We start from the raw sequence: 20251 nt of genomic DNA, 5'->3' as shown, positions 1-20251 counted from the left end.
GCAATCAGGGTAACAACCATCTTGATGTTGTCGCCCGGCATGACCATCTCTACGCCTTCCGGCAGTTCGATGGTACCGGTCACGTCGGTAGTACGGAAGTAGAACTGCGGACGGTAGCCCTTGAAGAACGGAGTGTGACGACCACCTTCTTCTTTGGACAGCACGTACACTTCGGATTCGAACTTAGTGTGCGGCTTGATGGTGCCCGGCTTGGCCAGTACCTGACCACGCTCTACGTCTTCACGCTTCACGCCACGCAGCAGCGCGCCAACGTTCTCACCTGCACGACCTTCGTCCAGCAGTTTGCGGAACATTTCAACGCCGGTACAGGTGGTCTTGGTGGTATCTTTGATACCAACGATTTCCACTTCTTCACCAACTTTAACGATACCGCGCTCTACACGACCGGTTACTACGGTACCACGGCCTGCGATGGAGAAGACGTCTTCGATAGGCATCAGGAACGGCTGGTCAATTGCGCGCTCCGGCTCCGGAATGTAGGTGTCCAGGTGGCCAGCCAGTTCCAGGATCTTCTCTTCCCACTGAGCTTCGCCTTCCAGCGCTTTCAGTGCGGAACCACGTACTACCGGCAGGTCATCACCCGGGAAGTCGTACTCGGACAGCAGTTCGCGAACTTCCATCTCGACCAGTTCCAGCAGCTCTTCGTCATCTACCATGTCGCACTTGTTCATGAACACGATGATGTACGGAACGCCTACCTGACGACCCAGCAGGATGTGCTCACGAGTCTGCGGCATCGGGCCGTCAGTCGCTGCTACTACCAGGATTGCGCCGTCCATCTGGGCAGCGCCGGTGATCATGTTTTTAACGTAGTCGGCGTGACCCGGGCAATCTACGTGGGCGTAGTGGCGGGTAGCAGTGTCGTATTCTACGTGGGAGGTGTTGATGGTGATACCACGCTCACGCTCTTCCGGTGCCTTGTCGATCTGGTCGAAGGCGAAAGCTTTACCACCGAAGTGCTTGGCCAGCACGTTGGTGATGGCGGCGGTCAGGGTGGTTTTACCGTGGTCAACGTGGCCGATGGTGCCGACGTTTACGTGCGGTTTATTACGCTCAAATTTTTCTTTAGACACGACGTAGTCCTTCTAGGTTAAACCCGCCTACCGTCGTAGGCGGGGAATCTTAAATTACTTGGATTTGCGCTCTTCGATCACGGCCTGGGCGACGTTGGTCGGGGCATCGTGATACTTGGCGAATTCCATGGCGTAGGAAGCACGACCCTGGGTAGCAGAACGCAGGGAGGTGGCGTAACCGAACATTTCGGCCAGCGGCACCAGCGCACGTACGATCTTGCCGGACGGGCCATCTTCCATGCCTTCGATCAGGCCGCGACGACGGTTCAGGTCACCGATCACGTCGCCCATGTAGTCTTCCGGAGTCTCGACTTCGACCTTCATGATCGGTTCGAGCAGTACCGGGTTGGCCTTCATGAAGCCAGCCTTGAACGCCAGAGAAGCAGCGATCTTGAACGCCAGTTCGGAAGAGTCGACATCGTGGTAGGAACCGAAGTGCAGACGCACACCCAGATCCATTACCGGATAGCCTGCCAGCGGGCCGGACTTCAGCTGCTCGCGGATACCCTTGTCAACACCCGGGATGAATTCGCCTGGAATCACGCCACCCTTGATGTCGTTGACGAATTCGTAGGCTTTGCCTTCTTCCAGCGGGTACATGTCGATAACGACGTGACCGTACTGACCACGACCACCGGACTGCTTGGCATGCTTGCCTTCGATGTCCTTGACGGTGTTGCGGATGGTTTCACGGTAGGCAACCTGCGGCTTACCTACGTTGGCTTCTACCTTGAACTCGCGACGCATACGGTCAACGATGATGTCCAGGTGCAGCTCACCCATACCGGCGATGATGGTTTGACCAGATTCTTCGTCGGTCCATACGCGGAAGGACGGATCTTCCTGAGCCAGACGACCCAGAGCCAGACCCATCTTCTCCTGGTCAGCCTTGGATTTCGGCTCAACGGCGATGGAGATTACCGGCTCCGGGAATTCCATACGCTCCAGGATGATCGGTGCGCTTTCGTCACACAGGGTATCACCGGTGGTGACGTCCTTCAGGCCGATGGCAGCAGCGATGTCGCCTGCGCGAACTTCTTTGATCTCTTCACGCTTGTTGGCATGCATCTGAACAATACGGCCGAAACGCTCGCGCTTCTCTTTAACGGAGTTCAGCACGGAGTCACCGGAGTTGACCACACCGGAGTAAACACGGAAGAAGGTCAGGTTGCCCACGAACGGGTCGGTAGCAATCTTGAATGCCAGAGCAGAGAACGGCTCGTCATCGGAAGCGTGACGCTCGTCCTTGGTCTCGCCATCCAGCTTCAGACCGTCGATAGCAGCAACGTCGGTCGGAGCCGGCAGGTACTCGACCACGGCATCCAGCATGGCCTGTACGCCCTTGTTCTTGAACGCGGAGCCACAGGTAACCAGGATGATTTCGTTGTTCAGAACACGCTGACGCAGAGCTTTCTTGATCTCTTCTTCAGTCAGTTCTTCACCACCCAGGTATTTTTCCATCAGGTCTTCAGACGCTTCAGCAGCGGCTTCAACCAGGTTCATGCGCATTTCTTGCGCCTGTTCCAGCAGCTCGGCCGGGACGTCTTCGTAGTCGAAGGATACGCCCTGGTCAGCTTCGCTCCAGTTGATGGCTTTCATCTTGACCAGGTCGATAACGCCCTTGAAGTTCTCTTCGGAACCGATGTTCAGTTGCAGAGGAACCGGGTTACCTTTCAGACGGGTCTTGATGTGCTCAACGCAGCGCAGGAAGTTAGCACCGGTACGGTCCATCTTGTTGACGAACGCGATACGGGGAACCTTGTACTTGTTAGCCTGACGCCATACGGTTTCAGACTGGGGCTGTACGCCACCTACGGCACAGTACACCATCACGGCGCCATCCAGAACACGCATGGAACGCTCTACTTCGATAGTAAAGTCAACGTGGCCCGGGGTATCGATGATGTTGATACGGTGCGGTTGGAACTGTTTACCCATACCGGACCAGAAAGCGGTGGTCGCGGCGGAGGTGATGGTGATACCACGCTCTTGTTCCTGTTCCATCCAGTCCATGGTGGCGGCGCCATCGTGAACTTCACCGATCTTGTGACTTACACCGGTGTAAAACAGAACGCGCTCGGTAGTAGTAGTCTTACCGGCGTCGATGTGAGCGGAGATACCGATATTACGATAACGCTCAATGGGGGTTGTACGAGCCATTGTCATCCTCTTACTAGGGCGCTTGTCCCCAGATAATTAAAGGTGCGCAGAGTCATAAGACCCTGCGCAAGCGGATTACCAGCGGAAGTGAGCGAAGGCCTTGTTCGCTTCAGCCATACGGTGAACGTCTTCACGTTTCTTGACAGACGAACCCTTATTGTCAGCGGCATCCAGCAGCTCGCCAGCCAAACGCTGAGCCATTGATTTTTCACCACGTTTACGAGCGGCATCAACCAACCAGCGCATTGCCAGAGCATTGCGACGTACCGGACGAACTTCTACCGGCACCTGATAGGTTGCACCACCGACGCGACGAGATTTAACCTCGACCGCCGGACGAATGTTGTCCAGAGCGACTTCGAACAGGGCCAGGTGCTCTTTGCCAGATTTGGTGGCAATGATGTCCAGGGCGCCATAAACGATGGCTTCTGCAACAGATTTCTTACCGTCAACCATTACTACGTTGACAAATTTAGCCAGCAGCTCAGATCCGAACTTGGGATCCGGCAGGATTTTACGCTGACCAACAACACGACGTCTTGGCATTTCAAATTCTCCGTAACTTCAGGGGTTACCCAAAACTAGAAAGTTATCTAACTAGAAACGAATTAACGTTTGGCCTTACTTAACGGAGAACCATTAAGCTTTCGGACGCTTCACGCCGTACTTGGAGCGAGCCTGCTTACGGTCTTTAACACCGGCACAGTCCAACGCACCACGAACGGTGTGATAACGAACACCTGGCAAGTCTTTTACACGACCGCCACGAATCAGAACAACAGAGTGCTCTTGCAGGTTGTGACCTTCACCACCGATGTAGGAGGTGACTTCGAAGCCGTTGGTCAGACGTACACGGCATACTTTACGCAGTGCAGAGTTAGGCTTCTTCGGGGTGGTGGTGTATACACGGGTGCATACGCCACGCTTCTGAGGGCACGCTTCCAGCGCCGGCACGTTGCTTTTCACAACGAGCTTGATGCGTGGCTTGCGAACCAACTGGTTAATAGTTGCCATCAAAAGGCTCCTGATAATGACTTCATAAACGTGTGAAAAATCCTCCCCGCAGATACGGGGACGCGAAATTTTATGCCCTGTTGTCTGGGGAGTCAAGATTTATACAATTTGCACACCGAAATGGCAAATGACAGTCGAATGACATTATGCTAAGCAACTGAGATAAAAAGGAAAACCAAGTCTAACCGCCCCAGGTCTGCGGTGATCCGTGCTCGGCGATCAACCTGATCAAACCCGGCATATCGAGTTCCATCCCGACCCCGGATGACAAGCCTCTCGCTTGCAGGTCTTCCTTCATGACGTACAGGGGGACCTCTGCCAAGCGCTCGCACCACCCGGGGGCAGCCGCCGCCATCACGGCATCCTGCATCAACACCACCAGATCCCCTTCCATGCGGTAACGCAACGCCAACTCGAGATCCTGGCTCATGAAGGGAGAGTTCAATATCAGCTGTATCACGGACACCTCAGAAGCCGATGTGGGTGGTGAAACCCGCCCAGCTACGGCGAATTTCCGCAGGAGAGAGCGGAATAACTGGAATTAGCAGATCAGCCACCGTCAGTCCTCGCTCAGCCAGTGACACCGCACAGACATAGATCTCCTCGATGTCATACAGTTCCAGCATCTTGAAGGTCGGGGCGTAGTGACGCTGCAATATGGCGTGTGGTGATTGCTCCCTCACCAGTTGCATTACGCCATCCCCCACCAGAAAGAGTGCCAGGGACTCCGTCAATGCAGAGGTGGCCAGCAGAGCATCCAGCCCCTCCCGACCACTCGCCGAACCATGGGGACCACGCCGTGAGATAAACGCTATTCTGGTCATTTTGTCCCCCTAGAACTGAACGAAGCGATCAGCGGTCAGTGCAGCTTCCGCCAACTGACCGAGCCCGCTCAGGCAGAATGGGGCTTCCAGATTGAAATGCTCCCGTCCCATTCCCTTGGCCTCCTGCTCATCCAGCACGCCACGGCGCATGGCCGCAGCCACACACACATCGATGCGGATGCCCTGCTGGATGGCCAACTCGCGCCACAGTGCCACCAGGTCGGTCTCATCGCTGGCTGGCGCATGGAGGCCATTGGCATTGCACACCCCCTCCTGATAGAAGAAGAGGTGGGACAAGCGGTGTCCCTGCTCGACCAGACTCAGGGCAAAACGATAGGCCGTGCTGGCCGTCTGGGTGCCATAGGCGGGCCCGGTGACCAGCAGAGCAAAATTCAGACTCATGATCGCACTCCTGCACAGCGGTGCATCCATTCTACCTCACAGACGCAAAAGCCCCTCCTGGGAGGGGCTTTTCCAATGAAACAGGCTCAGACGTAAGCGATGGCTTCGACTTCGACCAGCACATCCTTGGGCAGACGAGCGACCTCCACGCAGGAACGTGCCGGAGCGGATTCGCCAAAGTAGCGGGCATACACCTGGTTGAAGGCCACGAAGTTGTTCATGTCACTCAGGAAGCAGGTGGTCTTCAGTACCTTGCTGGTATCGGCTCCTGCGGCTTTCAAGACGGCAACCAGATTCTTCATCACCTGCTCTGCCTGAGCCTCGATGCCACCGGCAACGATGTCCATGGTGGCCGGATCGAGCGGGATCTGCCCGGAGGTAAAGACCAGCTCACCCAGCTTGGTAGCCTGGACATAAGGGCCAATTGCGGCAGGCGCCTTGTCGGTTGCAATCACTTCTTTAGCCATTGTTATCTATCCCCTATCTATGGCGCTTACTCACTCTCTTCTTCACCCTGCTTGCGCTGTCGGATGTAGAGATACACGGTATGTTTGGAAATATTCAGCTTGTCGGCGACCAGGTTGATCGAGTCCTTGATATCAAATATGCCCTTCTCGAACAACTGGGTCACGATAAAACGGTTCTTGGCATTGTTGGCCACGGAGGGATCACGATTGATCTCGTCGATGGTGTTGTCCACCGTCTGGGCAACCAGCTCTTCGACGCTGTTGGCGAAGGTCTCCGGTGATTGCCGCTCCACCTGCTGTGGTGTCGGGAAGAATTCGGCCACGAACTCGTGGAAAGGCGCATTGATGTGCAAATTGATGCAGATAAGGCCGATCACCTGCTTGTCGCGGTTACGGATGGCGATGGTGCTCGACTTCATCAAGGCACCGGTCCGACTGCGGGCAAAATAACTCTGGGTGTGATCCTGACCCGTGCTCTCGATGTCCTTGAGCATCCGCAGGGCGAGATCGGTGATCGGCGCCCCCAGAGTTCGACCCGTATTGAAACCATTCGCGATTTGGATCACGGACTCATGCAGATTTTCCAGGGAGTGGAGCACCACCTCGCAGTGCTTGCCGAACAGATCGGCCAGGCCTTCGATAAGGCCCCCATATGAACGCAACAGCTCCCTGTCTTCGTCTGTAAAAGCGCGACCGCTCAGTTGCTCTTCGGGAAGCAGTACTTCCTCGATACCGACAGCCATGTTCTACCCCTGTAATACCCATTCAACTTTCCCGAGTTTTCAGTTGCGACGGGGCAATGTCAACTTTTTTTGATTTTTTGCTCTATAACCTTGCACTGGATCATCCCCCTGCCCCAGCCCAGTGCACGCTGGGCGCCGGATGGGAAATAAAAAAAGGGCCCCTAGAAGGGGCCCTTTTCGATCACTGCAGCTGAAGATTACTCTTCGTCAAAACTGCCGGCTGCGTTGAGCAGATCCGCCAGGTTTTGCTGAGCTTCATCGGCAGTCACCTGCGGCACACCGACAGCACGGGCTGCGGCGGCACGCTGGTTGATGCGGCTGTGGTGGTAGGCAAAGCCGGTACCAGCCGGGATCAGACGACCCACGATCACGTTCTCTTTCAGGCCGCGCAGTTCATCACGCTTGCCACCAACGGCTGCTTCGGTCAGCACGCGGGTGGTCTCCTGGAAGGAAGCCGCGGAGATGAAGGACTCGGTGCTCAGAGATGCCTTGGTAATACCCATCAGGATATGACGGTAGGTAGCCGGGGTCTTCCCTTCGGCAACCAGTTTACGGTTGGCAATCTTCACACGGGCCACTTCAACCTGTTCACCTTCGATCAGGTCGGTGTCGCCAGCGCTCAGGATCTCGCACTTGCGAAGCATCTGACGCACGATGACTTCGATGTGCTTGTCGTTGATCTTAACGCCTTGCAGACGGTAAACGTCCTGCACTTCGTTGGCGATGTAGTTGGCGACCGGGCTGATACCGCGCAGACGCAGGATGTCGTGAGCAGATTCGGGACCGTCCGCCAGCACTTCACCCTTCTCAACTTTTTCACCTTCGAACACGTTGAGGTGACGCCATTTCGGAATCATCTCTTCATAGATCTCGCCACCATCGGTCGGGGTGATGACCAGACGACGTTTGCCCTTGGTCTCTTTCCCGAAGGAGATGGTACCGGAGATCTCGGCCAGGATGGCCGGCTCTTTCGGCTGACGTGCTTCGAACAGATCCGCAACGCGCGGCAGACCACCGGTGATGTCCTTGGTACCACTGGACTCTTGCGGGATACGCGCAACCGCGTCACCCACGCCCACGTTGGCACCATCTTCCAGGTTCACGATCGCCTTGCCCGGCAGGAAGTACTGGGCGGGAACGTCGGTGCCCGGGATCATCACATCCTTGCCATTCAGATCGACCAGTTTCACGGTCGGACGCATCTCTTTACCGGCGCTCGGACGCTCGTTGACATCCAGTACGACGATGGAAGAGAGGCCGGTCAGCTCGTCGGTCTGACGAGTGATGGTCACACCGTCGATCATGTGTTCGAAGTGCAGACGACCCGCCACTTCGGTGATGATCGGGTGGGTGTGCGGGTCCCAGTTCGCGACGGTATCACCGGCGTTCACCGCTTCGCCATCCTTCACTTCCAGCACGGAACCGTAAGGCAGCTTGTGGCTTTCCTTGGTACGGCCCATCTCGTCCATGATGGTCAGCTCGGTAGAACGGGAGGTGATAACCAGCTTGTCAGAGTTGTTCAGAACGAACTTGGCGTTCTGCAACTTGATGCTACCGGTGTTCTTCACCTGGATGCTGCTCTCGGCAGCCGCTCGGGATGCGGCACCACCGATGTGGAAGGTACGCATCGTCAGCTGGGTACCCGGTTCACCGATGGACTGAGCGGCGATAACACCGACAGCCTCACCCTTGTTAACCAGGTGACCACGGGCCAGATCACGGCCGTAGCAGTGAGCACAGTTACCGAAGTCGGTCTCACAGGTGATGGCAGAACGTACCTTCACGCGGTCGACGGAGTTGCGCTCCAGCAGGTCACACAGCTGCTCGTCGAGCAGGGTGTTGCGCGCTACCAGCACTTCATCCTCGGTACCCGGCTTGATCACGTCTTCGGCCACCACACGACCCAGCACGCGCTCACGCAGCGGCTCGACCACGTCGCCACCTTCGATCAGCGGAGTCATCCACAGACCGTCGGTAGTGCCGCAATCGTCCTCGGTGATCACCATGTCCTGGGCCACGTCAACCAGACGACGGGTCAGGTAACCGGAGTTCGCTGTCTTCAGTGCGGTATCCGCCAGACCTTTACGAGCACCGTGAGTGGAGATGAAGTACTGCAGTACGTTCAGACCTTCACGGAAGTTCGCCACGATCGGCGTTTCGATGATGGAGCCATCCGGCTTCGCCATCAGGCCACGCATACCGGCCAGCTGACGGATCTGGGCGGCGGAGCCCCGCGCACCAGAGTCGGCCATCATGAAGATGCTGTTGAAGGAGGCTTGCTCTTCCTCATCGCCCAGGGAGTTGACGTTACGCTCCTTGGAAAGGTTGTCCATCATGGCCTTGGAGACGCGATCGTTCGCGCTGGCCCAGATATCGATAACCTTGTTGTAACGTTCGCCCGCGGTCACCAGACCGGACAGGAACTGGTCCTGGATCTCGGCGACTTCGGCTTCTGCAGCAGCGATGATGTCTTTCTTGGCATCCGGAATGACCATGTCATCGATACCAACAGAGGCACCGGACAGGGCCGCGTAGTGGAAACCGGTATACATCAGCTGGTCAGCGAAGATGACGGTATCCTTCAGGCCCTGCTTGCGATAGCAGGTGTTCAGCAGACGGGAGATGAGCTTTTTGCCCAGCGCCTTGTTGGAGACGCACTTGATCCAGTTCTGCGGGTTGGCGTCCAGGTCAGCCTGCTCTGCAGCAGTCAGTACCTTGGGCTCGTCGATCAGGGCGTATTCCATGCCTTTGGGCAGGATCAGGCTCAGGATCGCACGACCAACGGTGGTGTTCTTCATCTCGGTCTTGGCAACCAGCTCACCGGCTTCGTTCTTCACGTACTCGGTGATGCGGCACTTGACGCGAGCATGCAGGTCGGCCAGACCGGCACGGTAGACCTTCTCGGCCTCTTTCGGGCCGGACAGCACCATACCTTCGCCCTTGGCGTTGATACGGGCACGGGTCATGTAGTACAGACCCAAGACCACGTCCTGAGAAGGAACGATGATCGGCTCACCGGAGGCAGGCGACAGGATGTTGTTGGTGGACATCATCAGGGCACGCGCTTCCAGCTGGGCTTCCAGGGTCAGCGGTACGTGGACCGCCATCTGGTCACCGTCGAAGTCCGCGTTATAGGCGGCACAGACGAGCGGGTGCAGCTGGATGGCCTTGCCTTCGATCAGGGTCGGTTCAAACGCCTGGATACCCAGACGGTGCAGGGTCGGCGCACGGTTCAGCAGAACCGGGTGTTCGCGGATCACTTCGTCCAGGATGTCCCAGACGACGGCTTCTTCGCGCTCCACCATCTTCTTGGCGGCCTTGATCGTGGTCGCCAGACCGCGGGATTCCAGCTTGCCGTAGATGAAGGGCTTGAACAACTCAAGTGCCATCTTCTTCGGCAGACCGCACTGATGCAGACGCAGGGTCGGACCTACGGTGATAACGGAACGACCGGAGTAGTCGACACGCTTACCCAGCAGGTTCTGACGGAAACGACCTTGCTTACCCTTGATCATGTCGGCCAGGGATTTCAGCGGGCGCTTGTTGGAACCGGTGATGGCACGACCACGACGGCCGTTGTCCAGCAGGGCATCCACGGACTCTTGCAGCATGCGCTTTTCGTTGCGCACGATGATGTCAGGCGCAGCCAGATCCAGCAGACGCTTCAAGCGGTTGTTACGGTTGATCACGCGACGGTACAGATCGTTCAGATCGGAGGTCGCGAAACGACCGCCGTCCAGCGGTACCAGCGGACGCAGGTCCGGCGGCAGCACGGGCAGCACTGTCATGATCATCCACTCCGGCTTGTTGCCGGATTGCAGGAAGGCTTCCATCAGCTTCAGACGCTTGGTGGTCTTCTTGCGCTTGGTCTCGGAGTTGGTCTGATCCAGCTCCTCACGCATGGCTTTGACTTCGCCTTCCAGATCGATGGCGCGCAGCAGAGCCAGAATGGCCTCGGCACCCATCTTGGCGTCGAATTCGTCGCCCCACTCTTCCAGTGCGTCCAGATAGTTCTCTTCGGAGAGCATCTGGCTGCGCTCGAGGTTGGTCATGCCGGGTTCGATCACTACATAGGATTCGAAATACAGCACGCGCTCGATGTCACGCAGGGTCATGTCCAGCAGCAGACCGATACGGGACGGCAGGGACTTCAGGAACCAGATGTGGGCAGTCGGGCTGGCCAGCTCGATGTGGCCCATGCGCTCACGACGGACCTTGGTCTGGGTCACTTCTACACCGCACTTCTCGCAGATCACACCACGGTGTTTCAGGCGCTTGTACTTGCCGCACAGACACTCGTAGTCCTTCACCGGTCCGAAGATACGGGCGCAGAACAGACCATCACGCTCCGGCTTGAAAGTCCGGTAGTTGATGGTCTCAGGCTTTTTGACCTCACCGAATGACCAGGAGCGGATCATGTCAGGAGAGGCCAGACCGATCTTGATACTGTCAAACTCTTCGGTCTTGGTCTGAGCCTTCAAAAACTTGAGTAAGTCTTTCACGTGTTTCCCCTGTCAGGAGTCTAACCTCGGCGCCCCGGCTGCCGAAACAGCGGGGCGCCCACGTCAATTCTCGAACAATAAGAGCGAGCTCTTACTCTTCGTCCAGCTCGATGTTGATACCCAGAGAGCGGATTTCCTTCAGCAATACGTTGAAGGATTCGGGCATGCCCGGCTCCATACGGTGGTCGCCATCCACGATGTTCTTGTACATCTTGGTACGGCCGTTCACATCGTCAGACTTGACGGTCAGCATTTCCTGCAGGGTATATGCCGCACCGTAAGCCTCCAGGGCCCACACTTCCATCTCACCGAACCGCTGACCACCGAACTGCGCCTTACCACCCAGCGGCTGCTGGGTAACCAGGCTGTAGGAACCGGTAGAACGCGCGTGCATCTTGTCGTCTACCAGGTGGTTCAGCTTCAGCATGTACATGTAACCCACGGTGACCTTGCGCTCGAAGGCGTTACCGGTACGACCGTCGAACAGGGAGATCTGACCGGATTCCGGCAGATCGGCCAGCTTCAGCAAGGCTTTGATTTCGCGCTCTTTGGCACCATCAAAGACAGGTGTAGCCACCGGCAGACCCTTACGCAGGTTACCCACCAGGGTACGTACGTCGTCGTCAGACAGCTCGGCAATGTTCACTTGCTGGGAGTCCTTCTCGCCCAGGTCATAGACCTGTTGCAGGAACTCGCGCATCTCGTGCAGCTCGCGCTGTTCTTTGATCATGCGGTCGATCTTCTCGCCGATGCCCTTGGCCGCGAGGCCCAGGTGCACTTCGAGGATCTGACCGATGTTCATACGAGACGGTACGCCCAGCGGGTTCAGTACGATGTCGACCGGACGGCCGTACTCGTCATGAGGCATATCCTCGACCGGACAGATCTTGGAGATAACACCCTTGTTACCGTGACGGCCCGCCATCTTGTCACCCGGCTGGATGCGACGCTTGACGGCCAGATAGACCTTGACGATCTTCAGTACGCCCGGCGCCAGGTCATCGCCCTGGATGATCTTGCGACGCTTGTTCTCGAATTTCTTGTCGAACTCGGCCTTCAGCTCAACGTGCTGTTCAGCGATCTGCTCCAGCTCGATTTGCTTGGCTTCATCTTCGATGGCCAGCTCAAACCACTTGGAACGATCGAGCTTGTTCAGACGATCTTCGCTGTAACCGGCGGCCAGCAGCAGGTTGCGGGAACGGCCGAAAATGCCGTCTTCCAGGATCTTGAACTCTTCGGTCAAGTCCTTCTTCGCTTCCTTCAACTGCATCTCTTCGATTTCTTTGGCGCGCTTGTCTTTTTCCACGCCATCGCGGGTAAAGACTTGCACGTCAACCACGGTACCGTACACACCGTTCGGCACTCGCAGGGAAGAGTCCTTCACGTCGGACGCCTTCTCACCAAAGATGGCGCGCAGCAGCTTCTCTTCCGGAGTCAGCTGGGTTTCACCTTTCGGAGTTACCTTGCCGACCAGGATATCGCCGCCCTTCACTTCGGCACCCACGTAGACGATACCGGACTCGTCCAGCTTGGACAGAGCGGCTTCACCCACGTTCGGGATGTCAGCAGTGATCTCTTCCGGACCCAGCTTGGTGTCACGGGAGATACAGGCCAGTTCCTGGATGTGGATGGTGGTCAGGCGATCTTCCTGAACCACGCGCTCGTTCACCAGGATCGAGTCTTCGAAGTTGTAACCGTTCCACGGCATGAACGCGACGCGCAGGTTCTGACCCAGCGCCAGTTCACCGAGATCGGTGGACGGGCCGTCAGCCAGCACGTCACCGGCCATCACCGGCTCACCCAGCATCACGCAGGGGCGCTGGTTGATACAGGTGTTCTGGTTGGAACGGGTGTACTTGGTCAGGTTGTAGATGTCGATGCCGGCTTCGCCTGGCAGCAGCTCATCTTCATTGACCTTGATAACGATACGGGAGGCGTCGACGTAGTCGATCATGCCGCCACGCTTGGCCACTACGGTGACACCGGAGTCAACGGCCACGGCGCGTTCCATACCGGTACCTACCAGCGGCTTGTCAGCGCGCAGGGTCGGTACAGCCTGACGTTGCATGTTTGAACCCATCAATGCGCGGTTCGCGTCATCGTGTTCCAGGAACGGGATCAGGGCCGCTGCCACAGAGACGATCTGTTGCGGGCTCACGTCCATGTACTGGATCTGGTCGGCGTTCATAAAGGTGGATTCACCTTTGTGACGGCACGGGATCAATTCATCTTTCAGACGGCCATCTTCGGTGGTCGCGGCGTTGGCCTGTGCGATCACGTACTTGCCTTCTTCAATCGCAGACAGGTAATCCACTTCGTCGGTGATCACACCGTCGATCACCTTGCGGTACGGGGTCTCGAGGAAACCGTACTCGTTGGTGCGGGAATACACGGACAGCGAGTTGATCAGACCGATGTTCGGACCTTCCGGCGTTTCGATGGGGCACAGACGACCGTAGTGGGTCGGGTGTACGTCTCGAACTTCGAAACCGGCACGCTCACGGGTCAAACCGCCCGGGCCCAGCGCGGAGATACGGCGCTTGTGGGTCACTTCGGACAGCGGGTTGTTCTGGTCCATGAACTGGGACAGCTGGCTGGAACCAAAGAACTCTTTGACCGCGGCGGAGATCGGCTTGGCGTTGATCAGATCCTGCGGCATCAGGGTGTCCAGATCGCCCAGGGAGAGGCGCTCCTTCACCGCACGCTCGACACGGACCAGACCGACACGGAACTGGTTCTCGGCCATTTCACCGACGGAACGAATACGACGGTTACCAAGGTGGTCGATATCGTCCACTTCGTCGTTACCGTTACGGATGTCGATCAGGCGCTTCATGACCTCGACGATATCGTCCTTGGTCAGCACGCCAACGCCAGTCTCGTCTTCACGACCCAAACGGCGGTTGAACTTCATCCGACCTACGGTAGACAGGTCGTAACGCTCGGAAGAGAAGAACAGGTTCTCGAACAGCTGCTCGGCCGCTTCGCGAGTGGGCGGCTCGCCCGGACGCATCATGCGATAGATCTCGACCAGGGCTTCCAGGCGGCTGGAGCTGGAGTCGATACGCAGGGTCTCGGACATGTAGGCACCGTGATCCAGTTCGTTGGTGAACAGAACCTCGAAGTGCTTGAAGCCGGCCTGGGACAGGTTGGCAACTGCTTCCAGGCTCAGGGCCTGGTTGGCAGTCACGACCATTTCACCAGTCTGCGGATGTGCATAGTTCTTGGCTGCAACTTTGCCAACAACATACTCTACCGGCACCTCGATCTGAGTGATGCCGTCTTTTTCCAGCTGACGGATGTGACGGGCAGTGACACGACGACCGGTCTCGACCACCACGGCGCCATTGGCAATGATGTCGAAGGTCGCGGTCTCGCCACGCAGGCGCTCGGGCACCAGATCCATCATCAACTTGCCATCCTTGACCTCGAAACCGATGGTCTCGAAGAAGGTGGCCAGGATTTCTTCGGAACTGAAGTCCAGGGCGCGCAGAATAATGGAGGCCGGCAGTTTGCGACGACGGTCGATACGGACAAACAGGTTGTCTTTCGCATCGAACTCGAAGTCCAGCCAGGAGCCACGGTAGGGGATAACGCGGGCGTTATACAATACCTTACCGGATGAATGTGTTTTGCCTTTATCGTGGTCGAAGAAGACCCCCGGGCTGCGGTGCAGCTGGGAGACGATAACCCGTTCGGTACCATTGATGACAAAGGTGCCGTTCTCGGTCATGAGCGGAATCTCGCCCATGTATACTTCTTGTTCCTTGATATCTTTGACGGTGCCGGCAGCTGCTTCACGGTCGTACAGAACCATACGAAGCTTGACACGCAGCGGCGCGGAGTAGGTCACTCCACGGATCTGGCATTCTTTTACGTCAAATACCGGCTCACCCAGGCGATAGCTGACATACTGAAGCTCAGCACTACCGGAGTAACTGGTGATCGGGAAAACGCTACGGAAGGCGGCTTCTAGGCCGTACTCACCTTCCGGGTCAGCCTCGATGAACTGCTTGAAGGAGTCCAGCTGAATGGACAACAGATAAGGCGTGTCCAGTACCTGGTCTCGCTTACCGAAGTCCTTACGTATGCGTTTTTTTTCGGTATAAGAGTAAACCATAGGGTTCCTCAGCTCGCTGATAAGTGACCCACTCTGTCCCCACGGGACAGCTCTGTCTCAACACCGTTTTGTGTTGGCCCGGACGATGAGGCGGTCCGGATTGCTGGTGCACCGAGAGTCGTGAACGGTGTGAAATACTCTCAGTCTACAGCGCAAAAAGGCTGGTGAATAAAGATTCACCAGCCTTAGCCTGTTTTATCAGGCTAATCTACATAAATGCAGATTATTTGATCTCAACAGAAGCACCGGCAGCTTCCAGCTCTTTCTTCAGAGCTTCAGCTTCGTCCTTGGACACGGCTTCTTTCAGATTGGTCGGAGCAGCTTCTACCAGGTCCTTGGCTTCTTTCAGGCCCAGACCGGTAGCGCCACGAACGGCCTTGATGACGGCAACTTTGTTGGCGCCAGCAGCAGTCAGAACTACGTCGAACTCGGTCTTCTCTTCTACTGCTTCAGCAGCAGCCGGGCCGGCCATGACGGCAGCAGCGGCAGAAACACCGAACTTCTCTTCCATAGCTTCGATCAGCTCAACAACTTCCATTACGGACATGGAAGCAACGGCTTCAATGATTTGGTCTTTAGTGATAGACATGACAAAAATTCCTGATGTTGAATAAACTCAAACAGCCTAGATAGGCGAGAATCAAGCAGCAGCTTGTTTCTGGTCGCGAACAGCAGCGATAGTACGAACCAGCTTGCCAGCAGAGGCTTCCTTCATGGTAGCCATCAACTTCGCAATTGCTTCTTCGTAAGTCGGCAGCGTGGCCAGACGATCAATTTGTGCTGCGGCGATAAACTCACCGTTAAAAGCGCCAGCCTTGATTTCGAACTTTTGGTTCGCTTTGGCAAACTCTTTGAACAGACGAGCGGCAGCGCCCGGGTGTTCGTTAGAGAAAGCAATCAAGGTAGGACCGGTAAATGCGTCGTTCAGGCACTCGTATTCGGTACCTTCTACCGCGCGACGCAGCAGGGTGTTACGCACAACGCGCATGTACACACCAGCTTCACGAGCGGTCTTACGCAGGACGGTCATCTTGTCTACAGTGACGCCGCGAGAATCGGCTACAACTGCAGAAAGAGCGCCTTTGGCAGCTTCGTTGACTTCAGCAACAATTGCCTTTTTGTCTTCGAGTCCCAATGCCATTGGCTTAACTCCTGGATTGAATCCGGGTCTGTTGACCCAGTACTGACACATCCCCCCTACCTTTACAACAGAGGGGAACGATGCGGTAGCAGGATTCCAGAAGAGAAAGAATCTTTCTCGCTGGGTTTCCGGCACCGTCTACGCAGGAAGAATTAAGGCTTTGCGGCCTCCTGCGGTCTTGGACGGAGGTCGAAACCCCCAACCAATCAAGGCGCAAAATTATAGATTAAATTTTGCGCCTTGTAAAACCCATCAATTAGGCCTGAGCTTCCAGGGAAGCTTGGTCTACGGCAACACCGGCACCCATGGTGGTGGAGATGCTGACTTTCTTGATGAATACACCCTTGGCGGAGGACGGCTTGGCCTTCTTCAAGGCAACCAGCAGCGCTTCCAGGTTTTCTTTCAGCTGAACTTCGTTGAAAGAGACCTTGCCCAGAGTGGTATGAATGATACCGTTCTTGTCGTTACGGTAACGAACCTGACCAGCCTTGGCGTTCTTGACGGCTTCGGCTACGTTCGGAGTGACGGTACCCACTTTCGGGTTCGGCATCAGACCGCGCGGGCCCAGGATTTGACCCAGTTGACCAACAACACGCATGGCATCCGGGGATGCGATGACGACGTCGAAGTTCATCTCGCCTTTCTTGACCAGCTCGGCCAGGTCGTCCATACCAACCAGTTCAGCACCGGCAGCCTTGGCGGCTTCGGCATTGGCACCCTGGGTGAACACGGCGACACGGATGTCACGACCGGTACCGTGCGGCAGTACAGTTGCACCACGTACGTTCTGGTCGGATTTACGAGCATCGATACCCAGGTTAACGGCAACGTCAACGCTTTCAACGAACTTGGCGGTAGCCAGTTCTTTCAGCAGGGCAATGGCTTCGTTGATGGAGTACTCTTTGGTACCGTCAACTTTTTCGCGAATAACGCGCATACGCTTGGACAGTTTAGCCATTGTCTTACTCCTCCACTACCAGGCCCATGGAACGAGCGGAACCGGCGATGCAACGTACTTTTGCATCCAGATCGGCACCAGTCATATCCGGCTCTTTGGTCTTGGCGATTTCTTGCAGCTGAGCCACAGTCACCTTACCAACCTTGTCTTTGTTCGGCTTGGCGGAACCAGACTGGATACCAGCGGCTTTCTTCAGCAGGAAGGAAGCGGGCGGAGTCTTGGTTTCGAAGGTGAAGGAACGGTCGCTGTAAACGGTGATCACGACCGGAGTCGGAGAACCTTTTTCCAGCTTTTCTGTACGGGCGTTGAATGCCTTACAGAATTCCATGATGTTCACACCGTGCTGACCCAGAGCAGGACCAACGGGAGGGCTGGGGTTAGCACTGCCAGCCTTAACTTGCAGCTTGATATAAGCTGTGACTTTCTTAGCCATTACAAAAATACCTCAAAAATGGGTTCTAACGCCTCGGAGACATGCTCCTGCAAACGGCTCCCCAACAAATAAAGGGGCAGCGAATTATAGAGATAATCGCTGCCCCTGACAACCGTTAAGCGTACAGAGATTAATCAGCCTTTTTCGACCTGACCAAAATCCAGTTCTACCGGCGTTGAGCGGCCGAAGATCAGTACGGAGACCTTCACGCGGCTCTTTTCGTAGTCCACCTCTTCAACGGTACCGTTGAAGTCGGCGAACGGACCATCGGCAACCCGGACCATCTCACCCGGTTCAAACAGGGTTTTCGGACGCGGCTTGTCGTGGGCATCTTGCAGACGATTGAGGATGGCATCCGCTTCTTTATCGGAGATAGGAGCAGGGCGATCGGAGGTACCGCCGATGAAACCCATTACACGTGGTACATTGCGTACCAAGTGCCATGTGGTTTCATCCATCACCATCTGGACCAGGACGTATCCCGGGAAAAATTTGCGCTCACTCTTGCGCTTCTGGCCAGCACGCATCTCGACCACTTCTTCGGTCGGGACCAGCACTTCACCAAACAGCTCTTCCATGCCATGCATCTTGATATGTTCACGCAGGGATTTGGCAACACGGCCTTCGTAGCCGGAAAATGCCTGCACGACATACCATCTCATACGCTGTTCACGTTGTTCAGTCATGGCTTATCCTTACACACCGGTAATCAAGTTGACCAACCAGACCAAGGCGCCGTCCAACACGAACAGCAGCAGCCCCATCACGGCAGTCACCGCCAGCACAATCAGGGTTGTCTGAATGGCTTCCTGACGGGTCGGCCATACGACCTTGCGGACTTCCAGGCGAGACTCACGGGCAAACGCCAGTGTTGCCTTGCCCTTGGTGGTTTGCAGGGCCACTGCACCGGCAGCAGCGATGACAACGACCACACCCAGGGCGCGGACGGCAGCAATAACGTCGCTCAGCAGGTAATTGCCCACTACAGCGGCCGCCAGGATGATGAAAACCAGGCCCCAAAGCAGGGTATCCTTGCTTCCGCCCTGACCCTCAGAACTAACACTCATACAACCCACCTGTATCTGACGTAACCAAAGACACAAAAGCCCCGTACGAGACGAGGTATATGGCAGGGGCGGCAGGACTCGAACCCGCAACCATCGGTTTTGGAGACCGCTGTTCTACCAATTCGAACTACGCCCCTGCATAAGAAAGCCCCTATTATAGGGGCTTTGCTTTATTTATGTAAGCCAAGATTAAGCGATAACTTTGGCTACAACACCAGCACCTACGGTACGGCCACCTTCACGGATGGCGAAACGCAGGCCGTCGTCCATCGCGATCGGCGCAATCAGGGTAACAACCATCTTGATGTTGTCGCCCGGCATGACCATCTCTACGCCTTCCGGCAGTTCGATGGTACCGGTCACGTCGGTAGTACGGAAGTAGAACTGCGGACGGTAGCCCTTGAAGAACGGAGTGTGACGACCACCTTCTTCTTTGGACAGCACGTACACTTCGGATTCGAACTTAGTGTGCGGCTTGATGGTGCCCGGCTTGGCCAGTACCTGACCACGCTCTACGTCTTCACGCTTCACGCCACGCAGCAGCGCGCCAACGTTCTCACCTGCACGACCTTCGTCCAGCAGTTTGCGGAACATTTCAACGCCGGTACAGGTGGTCTTGGTGGTATCTTTGATACCAACGATTTCCACTTCTTCACCAACTTTAACGATACCGCGCTCTACACGACCGGTTACTACGGTACCACGGCCTGCGATGGAGAAGACGTCTTCGATAGGCATCAGGAACGGCTGGTCAATTGCGCGCTCCGGCTCCGGAATGTAGGTGTCCAGGTGGCCAGCCAGTTCCAGGATCTTCTCTTCCCACTGAGCTTCGCCTTCCAGCGCTTTCAGTGCGGAACCACGTACTACCGGCAGGTCATCACCCGGGAAGTCGTACTCGGACAGCAGTTCGCGAACTTCCATCTCGACCAGTTCCAGCAGCTCTTCGTCATCTACCATGTCGCACTTGTTCATGAACACGATGATGTACGGAACGCCTACCTGACGACCCAGCAGGATGTGCTCACGAGTCTGCGGCATCGGGCCGTCAGTCGCTGCTACTACCAGGATTGCGCCGTCCATCTGGGCAGCGCCGGTGATCATGTTTTTAACGTAGTCGGCGTGACCCGGGCAATCTACGTGGGCGTAGTGGCGGGTAGCAGTGTCGTATTCTACGTGGGAGGTGTTGATGGTGATACCACGCTCACGCTCTTCCGGTGCCTTGTCGATCTGGTCGAAGGCGAAAGCTTTACCACCGAAGTGCTTGGCCAGCACGTTGGTGATGGCGGCGGTCAGGGTGGTTTTACCGTGGTCAACGTGGCCGATGGT

18 protein-coding genes and 1 tRNA gene are annotated in these 20251 nt (G+C 56.3%); all 19 read right to left on the bottom strand.

Annotation, left to right across the window (positions count from 1 at the left end):
* On the bottom strand, window positions 1-1094 hold a 1094-nt coding region (gene tuf, locus AB5Y64_RS17630), incomplete at its 3' end, for an elongation factor Tu (RefSeq protein ID WP_005306258.1).
* Between the two features lie 54 nt (window positions 1095-1148).
* Window positions 1149-3254 (bottom strand): elongation factor G, encoded by a 2106-nt coding sequence (gene fusA / locus AB5Y64_RS17625; protein WP_010675948.1) that lies wholly within the window; start codon window positions 3252-3254, stop codon window positions 1149-1151.
* A gap of 75 nt (window positions 3255-3329) precedes the next feature.
* Entirely contained in the window at window positions 3330-3800 is a 471-nt protein-coding gene (rpsG, locus tag AB5Y64_RS17620) for a 30S ribosomal protein S7 (protein WP_010675949.1), read from the bottom strand.
* A gap of 93 nt (window positions 3801-3893) precedes the next feature.
* Window positions 3894-4268, bottom strand: coding sequence for a 30S ribosomal protein S12 (rpsL, locus tag AB5Y64_RS17615; RefSeq protein WP_005306278.1), 375 nt, complete (start codon window positions 4266-4268; stop codon window positions 3894-3896).
* Between the two features lie 181 nt (window positions 4269-4449).
* Window positions 4450-4728: a sulfurtransferase complex subunit TusB gene (gene tusB / locus AB5Y64_RS17610; protein ID WP_039040983.1), complete on the bottom strand. Its 279-nt coding sequence runs from the start codon at window positions 4726-4728 to the stop codon at window positions 4450-4452.
* Window positions 4729-4735: 7 nt separating this feature from the next.
* A complete protein-coding gene (tusC, locus tag AB5Y64_RS17605) occupies window positions 4736-5092 on the bottom strand; it encodes a sulfurtransferase complex subunit TusC (RefSeq protein WP_039040982.1) in 357 nt (118 codons plus the stop codon).
* A 9-nt stretch (window positions 5093-5101) separates the two neighbouring features.
* The gene (gene tusD, locus AB5Y64_RS17600; RefSeq protein ID WP_010675952.1) at window positions 5102-5494 is read right to left on the bottom strand and encodes a sulfurtransferase complex subunit TusD; all 393 of its coding nucleotides are present in this window, start codon (window positions 5492-5494) and stop codon (window positions 5102-5104) included.
* An 86-nt stretch (window positions 5495-5580) separates the two neighbouring features.
* Entirely contained in the window at window positions 5581-5961 is a 381-nt protein-coding gene (locus AB5Y64_RS17595) for a RidA family protein (RefSeq protein ID WP_010675953.1), read from the bottom strand.
* A gap of 26 nt (window positions 5962-5987) precedes the next feature.
* The gene (locus AB5Y64_RS17590; RefSeq protein WP_010675954.1) at window positions 5988-6704 is read right to left on the bottom strand and encodes a transcriptional regulator; all 717 of its coding nucleotides are present in this window, start codon (window positions 6702-6704) and stop codon (window positions 5988-5990) included.
* Between the two features lie 197 nt (window positions 6705-6901).
* Window positions 6902-11206, bottom strand: a complete 4305-nt coding sequence (gene rpoC, locus AB5Y64_RS17585) for a DNA-directed RNA polymerase subunit beta' (RefSeq protein WP_010675955.1) — start codon at window positions 11204-11206, stop codon at window positions 6902-6904.
* Between the two features lie 91 nt (window positions 11207-11297).
* Complete coding sequence (gene rpoB / locus AB5Y64_RS17580; RefSeq protein ID WP_039040981.1) at window positions 11298-15326, bottom strand: DNA-directed RNA polymerase subunit beta; 4029 nt, start codon at window positions 15324-15326, stop codon at window positions 11298-11300.
* Window positions 15327-15549: 223 nt separating this feature from the next.
* Window positions 15550-15915, bottom strand: a complete 366-nt coding sequence (gene rplL, locus AB5Y64_RS17575; RefSeq protein WP_010675957.1) for a 50S ribosomal protein L7/L12 — start codon at window positions 15913-15915, stop codon at window positions 15550-15552.
* Between the two features lie 51 nt (window positions 15916-15966).
* Entirely contained in the window at window positions 15967-16467 is a 501-nt protein-coding gene (rplJ, locus tag AB5Y64_RS17570; RefSeq protein ID WP_005339895.1) for a 50S ribosomal protein L10, read from the bottom strand.
* Window positions 16468-16723: 256 nt separating this feature from the next.
* Window positions 16724-17425, bottom strand: a complete 702-nt coding sequence (gene rplA, locus AB5Y64_RS17565) for a 50S ribosomal protein L1 (protein WP_010675958.1) — start codon at window positions 17423-17425, stop codon at window positions 16724-16726.
* 4 nt (window positions 17426-17429) lie between these two features.
* A complete protein-coding gene (rplK, locus tag AB5Y64_RS17560) occupies window positions 17430-17858 on the bottom strand; it encodes a 50S ribosomal protein L11 (protein WP_005306313.1) in 429 nt (142 codons plus the stop codon).
* Between the two features lie 134 nt (window positions 17859-17992).
* Window positions 17993-18544: a transcription termination/antitermination protein NusG gene (gene nusG, locus AB5Y64_RS17555; RefSeq protein WP_010675959.1), complete on the bottom strand. Its 552-nt coding sequence runs from the start codon at window positions 18542-18544 to the stop codon at window positions 17993-17995.
* A 9-nt stretch (window positions 18545-18553) separates the two neighbouring features.
* On the bottom strand, window positions 18554-18925 hold the full coding sequence (secE, locus tag AB5Y64_RS17550; protein ID WP_010675960.1) for a preprotein translocase subunit SecE: 372 nt from the start codon (window positions 18923-18925) through the stop codon (window positions 18554-18556).
* 60 nt (window positions 18926-18985) lie between these two features.
* Window positions 18986-19062 (bottom strand) — tRNA-Trp (locus AB5Y64_RS17545).
* Between the two features lie 52 nt (window positions 19063-19114).
* Window positions 19115-20251, bottom strand: a 1137-nt coding sequence (tuf, locus tag AB5Y64_RS17540; protein ID WP_017788708.1) for an elongation factor Tu, incomplete at its 5' end; no start/stop codon positions are given.

It is taken from the genome of Aeromonas sp. R5-1, from assembly GCF_040908265.1.
GTDB classification, from domain to species: Bacteria; Pseudomonadota; Gammaproteobacteria; order Enterobacterales; family Aeromonadaceae; genus Aeromonas; species Aeromonas caviae.
This window is presented reverse-complemented; position numbering and strand designations above follow the sequence as displayed.

What these genes read in the sequence shown, in the direction of transcription:
- rplA (WP_010675958.1), bottom strand. Translation starts at nt 17,425, where the DNA reads ATGGCTAAACTGTCCAAGCGTATGCGCGTTATTCGCGAAAAAGTTGAC.
- rplK (WP_005306313.1), bottom strand. Translation starts at nt 17,858, where the DNA reads ATGGCTAAGAAAGTCACAGCTTATATCAAGCTGCAAGTTAAGGCTGGC.
- secE (WP_010675960.1), bottom strand. Translation starts at nt 18,925, where the DNA reads ATGAGTGTTAGTTCTGAGGGTCAGGGCGGAAGCAAGGATACCCTGCTT.
- tusD (WP_010675952.1), bottom strand. Translation starts at nt 5,494, where the DNA reads ATGAGTCTGAATTTTGCTCTGCTGGTCACCGGGCCCGCCTATGGCACC.
- rpoB (WP_039040981.1), bottom strand. Translation starts at nt 15,326, where the DNA reads ATGGTTTACTCTTATACCGAAAAAAAACGCATACGTAAGGACTTCGGT.
- AB5Y64_RS17595 (WP_010675953.1), bottom strand. Translation starts at nt 5,961, where the DNA reads ATGGCTAAAGAAGTGATTGCAACCGACAAGGCGCCTGCCGCAATTGGC.
- rpsG (WP_010675949.1), bottom strand. Translation starts at nt 3,800, where the DNA reads ATGCCAAGACGTCGTGTTGTTGGTCAGCGTAAAATCCTGCCGGATCCC.
- tusC (WP_039040982.1), bottom strand. Translation starts at nt 5,092, where the DNA reads ATGACCAGAATAGCGTTTATCTCACGGCGTGGTCCCCATGGTTCGGCG.
- rplJ (WP_005339895.1), bottom strand. Translation starts at nt 16,467, where the DNA reads ATGGCATTGGGACTCGAAGACAAAAAGGCAATTGTTGCTGAAGTCAAC.
- rpsL (WP_005306278.1), bottom strand. Translation starts at nt 4,268, where the DNA reads ATGGCAACTATTAACCAGTTGGTTCGCAAGCCACGCATCAAGCTCGTT.
- rplL (WP_010675957.1), bottom strand. Translation starts at nt 15,915, where the DNA reads ATGTCTATCACTAAAGACCAAATCATTGAAGCCGTTGCTTCCATGTCC.
- fusA (WP_010675948.1), bottom strand. Translation starts at nt 3,254, where the DNA reads ATGGCTCGTACAACCCCCATTGAGCGTTATCGTAATATCGGTATCTCC.
- AB5Y64_RS17590 (WP_010675954.1), bottom strand. Translation starts at nt 6,704, where the DNA reads ATGGCTGTCGGTATCGAGGAAGTACTGCTTCCCGAAGAGCAACTGAGC.
- nusG (WP_010675959.1), bottom strand. Translation starts at nt 18,544, where the DNA reads ATGACTGAACAACGTGAACAGCGTATGAGATGGTATGTCGTGCAGGCA.